This window comes from Limnohabitans sp. (assembly GCF_046052825.1).
In the GTDB taxonomy this organism is placed as follows: domain Bacteria; phylum Pseudomonadota; class Gammaproteobacteria; order Burkholderiales; family Burkholderiaceae_C; genus Limnohabitans.
This window is the reverse complement of the sequence record NZ_JAVLFP010000095.1, coordinates 1-7,320: the sequence shown is the minus strand read 5'-3', so window position 1 is coordinate 7,320 and position 7,320 is coordinate 1. Positions and strand designations below refer to the sequence as shown.

2 protein-coding genes and 1 pseudogene are annotated in these 7,320 nt (G+C 52.2%); all 3 read right to left on the bottom strand.

The window, feature by feature from the left end; all coding sequences use genetic code 11:
• Positions 1-1,682: hypothetical protein (locus ACKWJN_RS15310; RefSeq protein WP_408598320.1), on the bottom strand; the 1,682-nt coding region annotated here is incomplete at its 3' end.
• Between the two features lie 59 nt (positions 1,683-1,741).
• The gene (locus ACKWJN_RS15305) at positions 1,742-4,960 is read right to left on the bottom strand and encodes a hypothetical protein (protein ID WP_408598319.1); all 3,219 of its coding nucleotides are present in this window, start codon (positions 4,958-4,960) and stop codon (positions 1,742-1,744) included.
• Between the two features lie 98 nt (positions 4,961-5,058).
• Positions 5,059-7,320 (bottom strand): annotated as a pseudogene (locus ACKWJN_RS15300) (hypothetical protein); the annotation flags it as partial.

The window sequence follows — 7,320 nt, the reverse complement described above, 5'->3', positions numbered from 1 at the left end:
TCGCTGGTCGCAGCCCAGGCTGCTTTGAGCGTGGCATCTGCTGTTGCGCCTGCTGAGACTTGCAAGATCTCTGATCCAGTTGCTCCCTTGGACAAGGCATTGAAATCCAAGATGGTGTCGTGTCCGCTGGTGACCAAGAAGGTGTCCAAACCATCCCCGCCCGTGAGCTTGTCGTCACCGGCCAAGCCGTCCAGGGTGTCGTAGCCCGCAGTGCCTTTGAGGGTGTCATTACCTGTCGTGCCGAGGATGGGAACAAACTCAACGCCTACAGTCAGGTCTTTGGTGACGGTGTAGTGGGTCTTGGTGTTGGTCATGACCACAGACACTGCGTAGACGCCGTCGTGGTTTGCATCTACAGGTTGTTCATAGTCTTTGGCGGTGGCAAAGGTCAACACGCCTTTGTTGGAGATTTTGAACAGCGAAGCATCTTCACCGGTGAGGGTGTATTTGGGGGTAGATCCGACCAAAGCATCGCTCAAGGCAATCGCAGTGACAGTTTTTGAATTTTCTGCAGCAGAGATCGTGTAGTTGTGGGGTTCCAACTTGAGCAGGCATGCATCCGACTCACCGTTGATGGTTTGGCCATCCAAGGCGGTAAAAGCTGCACAACCTGCGACATATAAGGCGCCGTCTAAGCCTATGCTGATGAGGGGTAGGTCACCAAATAAGCTAGGAACCAACCGATTCCACACCATGGTTCCGTCGCTGTCATAGCGGGTAATTTGATACTGAAAATAATCGTTGATGTACTTATAGGCAATCACGAAAATTCCGCCATCCAACCCCGTGGCGACGCCCACGGCACCCTCTCCTTCAACGTATCGTGTCCAAACTTTGGTCCCATTGCTGTTGTAACGGGTAATGAAACCAGTGCTACCGCTCTCAACGGGCTGGCCATCCATCATGACTCCACCGGTATAACCCACCACATAAATGGACCCATCGGTAGCAGCGGCAACGCTTATCGCGCCGCCCTTAGCATGGCTACCCACTGGTTGGGTCCATATCTTTGTGCCGTCGCTGGCGAAGCGACTTATGAATGCGCTGTAATTGAGGTTGTAGTTGCCATCCAAGACGGGGCTATTTTTTTGCGTTACCCCCACCACATAAATAGAACCATCTGAACCAGTGGTGACACTGTTGATCCAGTCACTGTCCTTGCCACCCACTAGACGAGTCCATACTTTGGATCCGTTGCTGTCGAAGCAGGTGATGAAACCATCCGAACTTCCATTGTTCAACTGTCCATCCAAGAGGGTGCTAGCGGTAGAGCCCGCTGCAAAAATTAAGCCATTGCGGCCAGTTGTAATGCCACTAACCCCGCTCCAGATGTCGCCTACTGACTGGGTCCATTGCTCGATGCCGTCGGTGCTGTAGCGCTTGACACACCCCATTGGAGGTTCGCTCATGGTCTGTGAGAAATGACCAGCAACGAAAATAGCGCCATCTGCTCCAGTGGTAACGCAGCTTAACCCGGTCAAGGTGCCACCTGTCGCCTGCGTCCAGGCGATGGTGCCATCGCTGTTGTATCGAGTCACAAAAACATTCGTGTCGTCTTCATTGATTTGTTGTGTGCCTGTCATGTAGATGGCACCATCTGCCGCAATGCTCAAGCCATTTGCGGTGTCCCAGCCTGCACCACCTGAGAGCCGAGTCCAAAGCGTTCCAGGTGATTTAGCCATGCTCATACTCTGAGACGACTGAGTCGGTTATTTCAACACTGCGGATAAAGGTCAGTTGCTTAAACAATCCACAAATCCGTGTGTGCTAATTGCGCATGGTTATCCAAGACGCCTATCAACACGGCCTTTGCCGAACCACCGATTTTGTAAAAAAGGTTGCCAGTTGAATTGTCATAAACAATGCCTTGTGCGGTGGCGGGTGAGACTGTACCTTGTGAAAATTGGTTAGCGTCAAGCTGGCCTGTAGACTGGAATCTAAACAAGGTATGGTCAATTTCAATGCGGTCTGTTCCCGACAAAAAGTCGGAGATGTGGTTCAAAGCGCCCTGCTTGAAATAAGGCATGCTCATGCGAAAAGTATCTGCGCCTGAGCCACCGGTCAGGTTGTTTTTACCCGTACCGAAATAAAGCACATCGTTGCCAGCGCCACCCATCAAATTGACATTGCCTTTACCTGCAACCAACACATCGTCAAATTGACTGCCCTGGATGGTGGTGCCTGTGCCCATGTTGGTCACATTCCACCCGAGACCGTGGTTGATGGCAGACAAGTCCACGCTGAACTTGGTAGTTAAATTGGCGATACCGTCGTTGAACGAGTCGGCCGTCGCTGTCCAAGCCGCAAAAGCTCGAACGTCTGCCACTGCGCCTGCGGAGACTTGTAGGACTTCGCTGCCATTTGCTCCTTTGGTCAAACAATTGAAGTCCAAAATCGTGTCATGCCCGCTGCTGACCAAGAAGGTATCCAGGCCCAGACCACCGGCGAGAGTATCGTCACCAGCCAAACCGTCTAGGGTGTCAAAGCCTGGGGTACCTTTTAAATTGTCATTCTTTGCTGTACCGAGGATGGGCGCAAACTCGACACCTACCGTCAGGTCTTTGACCACTTTGTAACCTGTCTTGGCATTGGTCATGACCACCGAAACTTCGTAGATGCCATCATGATTGCTGTCAACGGGCTGTTCAAAATCTAAGGCTGCAGCAAGAATCAACCCAAACTTTAATTTGCTCCCTTCGCTGCCCTGAGTAACGAGTTTGAAAAACTTGGCGTCTGCCCCTATCAAGGCAGGTCTCAAAGGAAACTTAGAGTTTGCAGGGTCGAATAAATTTAGGTCTGAAACAGTGAATGTTGTGAGAAAGTTTTTGGTATTTTCAGGAGCTGAGTTGGTGTAATTTTTAGCGACCAACAAGCTGTCGCTGGACACTGACTCAAACCACCCTCCTCCATCTGTGTAGCTGGCTTTCACGCTGATGGCCTTACCCACTTGGGCTTGAGTAAGGGTAAGGGCGTTGCTGTTGGCCCCGTTGATGTTGACCCCATCCAAAAGCCACTGGTAACTGATGGTGCCCATACCGTCAATGTCTGCCAAGGTGTTGACTGCTGTGAGTGTCTTTCCAGGGGTAGGTATGCCGCGGATGTTGACGCCTCCGGTAGGGGCATCGTTGACATCTGCCACTGAAGCAGTGGTGGAACTGGTCATGCTTTCAGCAGTACCCTGCAAATCGATGTAGCTGGCCTTCACGCTGATGACCTTGCCAACTTGCGCTTGGGTCAGCGTGAGAGTACTGGTGGTAGCCCCCCTGATGGGGGACCCATCGGCCAACCATTGAAAGCTGATCGTGCCCAGGCCATCGATGTCAGCGAGGGTGTTATTTGCAGTGAGCACCTGGCCCTGGATGGCGTCGCCTTGAATATTGACCTCGCCCGTTGGCGCGTCGTTGACATTGGCCACAGAATCAGTCCCTGTGCTGGTCACGCTATTGACATTGCCTGAACTGCTGAACAGGGCTTTGACACTGATAGATTTGCCAACTTCTGCTTGTGAGAGGGTGAGTATGTTTTCAGTAGCCCCACTGATGGCGTTGCCATCGGCCAACCACTGGTAGCCAATAGATCCCGTGCCACCAAGGCCCGACAAACTCTCTTGAGCGGTGAGGGTTTTGCCCTGCTCCGCTGTACCGTAAATGGCAACGCTGCCGGTTGGGGGAACGTTCGAAAACCATGGGTCTTTCAGTTTTGACACAGAGAACCCTTGTCCCCCATCATCAACCACATAAATAGAACCACTCTCGTCGGTTGAAACCGTGGCACCGCTTGCTACGTGCGTGACCCAAGCCTCGCTGCCATCTTGGTTGTACCTAGAAATAACTTTCGATGAACTGTCTTGGGCAACCAAGTACACAGCACCATCACCTGCATTGAGCACTTGCAATGGAACAGAGGCAATTGAATCAGACCAAGCCTTGGTGCCATCCGCATTCAAGTGCGTCAACCAAGCCTCTTTGGCGTAAGACCCAAAGCCACGTGAGTTAATTGTGTAGGTTGAGTAATCAGTCAATGACTCTACAAAAGAAACTTCTCCAGTGATGGATGTCACGTAAATTCCGGACTCCAAGGCATAAGTTTCGGTGGGTGTGTGCGGTTTTTCTACACAAGTGCTCCAAGCTTGTGCGCCGTTCAAATTAAGCCGACTGATGACTAAGCCGCTATCTTCTTGTGCATGATATGAAAAATAAAATTCACCGCCCTTTCCGATTGCAGAGGTCTCAATTTCTTGGTCTACATGTTTTCCCCAGGCAATGGTTCCATTTGAATTGAGCAACAAGATATTCGGTTGAATCGAATCGGCGAACCCATTGGGTGAAGTGCAATACAAACCCCCGTTAGCGGTTGCGTAGGTGTGAACGCCGTCATTGAAAACTGTGTCGGGGAGCTTAATTTTCCATGCAAAGATTCCGGCGTTGTTGTATTTTGTTATCTCCCCCAACTGGTTGGTGTACAGCGAGCCATCCAACCCCGCGGTCACTTCAATCTGATCTGGGCTGGCGTTGATGGTTTTGATCCAATTGTGGCTACCATCTTTGCTGAAGTGAAAAATCTCGAACGATGAATAGTCAACACTTCCGGCAATGCTGACAAGCCCAAGTTGAAAGATTGATCCATCATTTCCAGATATCGGACCTTGTCCATTCGCGTTGATCGTCGGCGACAGATCGACCATGTTGACCCGAGAGTCCCCAGCAATGTGTGTCCAGGCTGCATTGCCAAGTGAATCGATGCTTGAAACAACGAAAGGTGGTTGGTAGTTGACTACGTCAAATCGGTAGCTTTTGCCATTCCAATTGGTAAATGGCGCTAACCCATCGGGTGAATTGAAAGGGTCATCATTCAGGGTACCCAGCACATACACATTGCCACTTGCACAGATTGAGAACCAGGGGCTGACATCTCCAGAATAGTAAGTCTTCTTCCAATCAACCAAGTGGGTGGTATCCATAACTACGCTCCTGAACTATTCGGTGGTAATCGACGCCGACATCGCTGTCCTGCGGTTGTGCGAAGAGACGCGAATGCGCCTCTCCGCGAATCAAGTCATCAGATCAACACAAAATCTGTGTTCTTGAGGTTTGGCAAGCTAGGAAGCTCAGCCAACAAAACAGCTTGCTGAGCACCCGAACCATCGGCATCAAACCAAAGCTTGCCTGATGTGGTGTCAAACAACAGGTGTTGTGCGTTGTTGCTTGCTGTTTGCAAGTCAGCGCCTTTGGCAAAAGCGTCGGCAGACAGGGCGCCTGCAGACAGGCCTAGGTTGGTCAACACGATCACGTCTTTGCCACTTTGGAAGTCCAGCAAGGTGTCTAGGCCAAGGCCTTCGATGACAAACTGGTCGGCGCCGGCGCCGCCGTGCAGCGTGTCGTTGCCACCACCACCGCGCAGCAAGTTACCCTCATCCGAGGCAAACAACACATCAGCCAAGCCAGAGCCTGTCAAATGCCCTTGACCAGACACAGCCTTGATCGTGTAGCCGTTGCCGCTTTGAACGGCTGACAAATCGATGTCAGCACCGGTTGAGTTCAGGGTGGCCAAGCCGCGGTTCACGGTGGCTGTGGTGGCCATCCAATTGCTGGTCACATCAGCCACAGCGGTAGCTCCTGCACCCACTTGCAAGATGTCTTGCCCGCCGTAGCCTAGGTCGTAAATGGTGTCGGTACCGGCGTTGACAATGAAGGTGTCCACGCCAAAGCCGCCCATCACGGTGTCATTGCCAGCAAGACCATTGATCACATCAGCCCCGTTGGTGCCCACCAAGTGGTCGTTGCCAGTTGTTGCTGTCGTTTGGATTTGGTCCACCACTTCGATGGTGACGTTTTGCAAGTCACTGTTGAGTCCGCCTTTGTCTTTGGCGGTGATCTCGATGTGATAGGTGCCTTTTTGCAAACCAGGGTCCAGATAAAGTCTGCCCATTTGTGCGCTGAAATGCGCGGCATCATCACCACTGACAGCAAAGTTTTTGCTGATTCCGAACGGGAAGTAAGTGTCCTGGTCAGTGACTTGATTGCCCATGAAGTCATCCACATAGCGCGTGCCAGCTTTGACCGTCAAAGTGCGCGAGACTTGCAGCAAATCTGGTCGCTCATTGATGTTTGCAATTTTCACCGTCACATCTTGGTTGGCGCTGACGCCATAAGAGTCTGTGGCCTTCAAGGTGAAGTTGTAAACACTGTCTTTGTTTGCGTCTGTGGGCTTTTCGTAGTCAGAAGTCGCCTTGAAACGAACAGTGCCCGATTGGATTTCAAACAGGGCGGCATCCACACCGCTGAGGGAGTAAGCGATGGTGTCGCCGGGGTCTGAGGCGCCAGGCGTCATGACGCTGTCAATGCCTTCGTTCACTTTGAGGGTCAGTGCAGATTTGGCAAATTTAGGGGCCACATTGGCTTTGGCAATTTTTTGGCTGGCATCGCCATACACCGTGGTGTGACCGCCCAACTCGTCGGTGGTGGTGGCGACCACACGAACATATTTACCTTGCAGGGTTGTGCCCAAGGCCAACTCAGCTTGCGCTGCGCCGCTGATATTTTTCCACCCCCCCGCACCAGAGCTGGAGACTTGCCATTGGTAGGCGACTTGGGTCAACCAATCGGCATCAACAATGGCATTGGAAGCTGCCAGTTTTTGACCAACCGCATACCGACCGTCAACCGACACTTGGCCGGTGGCTTGGTGGTCTGCCCAGTTGGTGTTTTTGATGGGGCCGCTTGCAGTACCCACCACCTGTTCGGCGGTGCCAAATGCATCGGTGTAGTTGACCAATGCGCGTACTTTGGAGGCAGCCAAGTTATTGGTCAAGGAGAGTGTTGCTGCGGTCTCTCCTGCCATGTTGGACCAGGCGCCACCTTGGCTTTGGGTTTGCCATTGGTAATGCAAGGTGCCTAAGCCATCGATGTCCTTGACATTGGCGGCACTGACAGTCAATTGGTTTCCTGCAACTTGAGTCCCAGTGGTTTCAAGTGCGCCTGTGGGGGCATCGTTGTTGTTCTCAATCGTGGCGGCACGGCTGAACATTTCGGCGGTGTTGCCTGACTTGTCTGTGTGCACAACACCCAAGCGCAGGGTTTGGCCTACATTCGCTTGTGCCAGTGCCAAGGTCGCCTCGGTTTTACCCGCTAAGTCTTGCCACTGGTCACCGTTGAGAGCTTGCCACTTGTAGGTGAATGTGCCCATGCCGTCGAGATCGGACAACCCAGATGTCACGGCGGTCAGTGTGCTGCCATCTTTGAGTGTGCCGCTCACGGTCAAGGTGCCCGTGGTTGGATCATTGATGTCTATCACCTTGGTGCTCACAGCACTGGCGACCAA

Excerpts from the sequence above, each read along its gene's own strand:
- ACKWJN_RS15305 (WP_408598319.1), bottom strand. The coding sequence starts at position 4,960 with ATGGATACCACCCACTTGGTTGATTGGAAGAAGACTTACTATTCTGGA.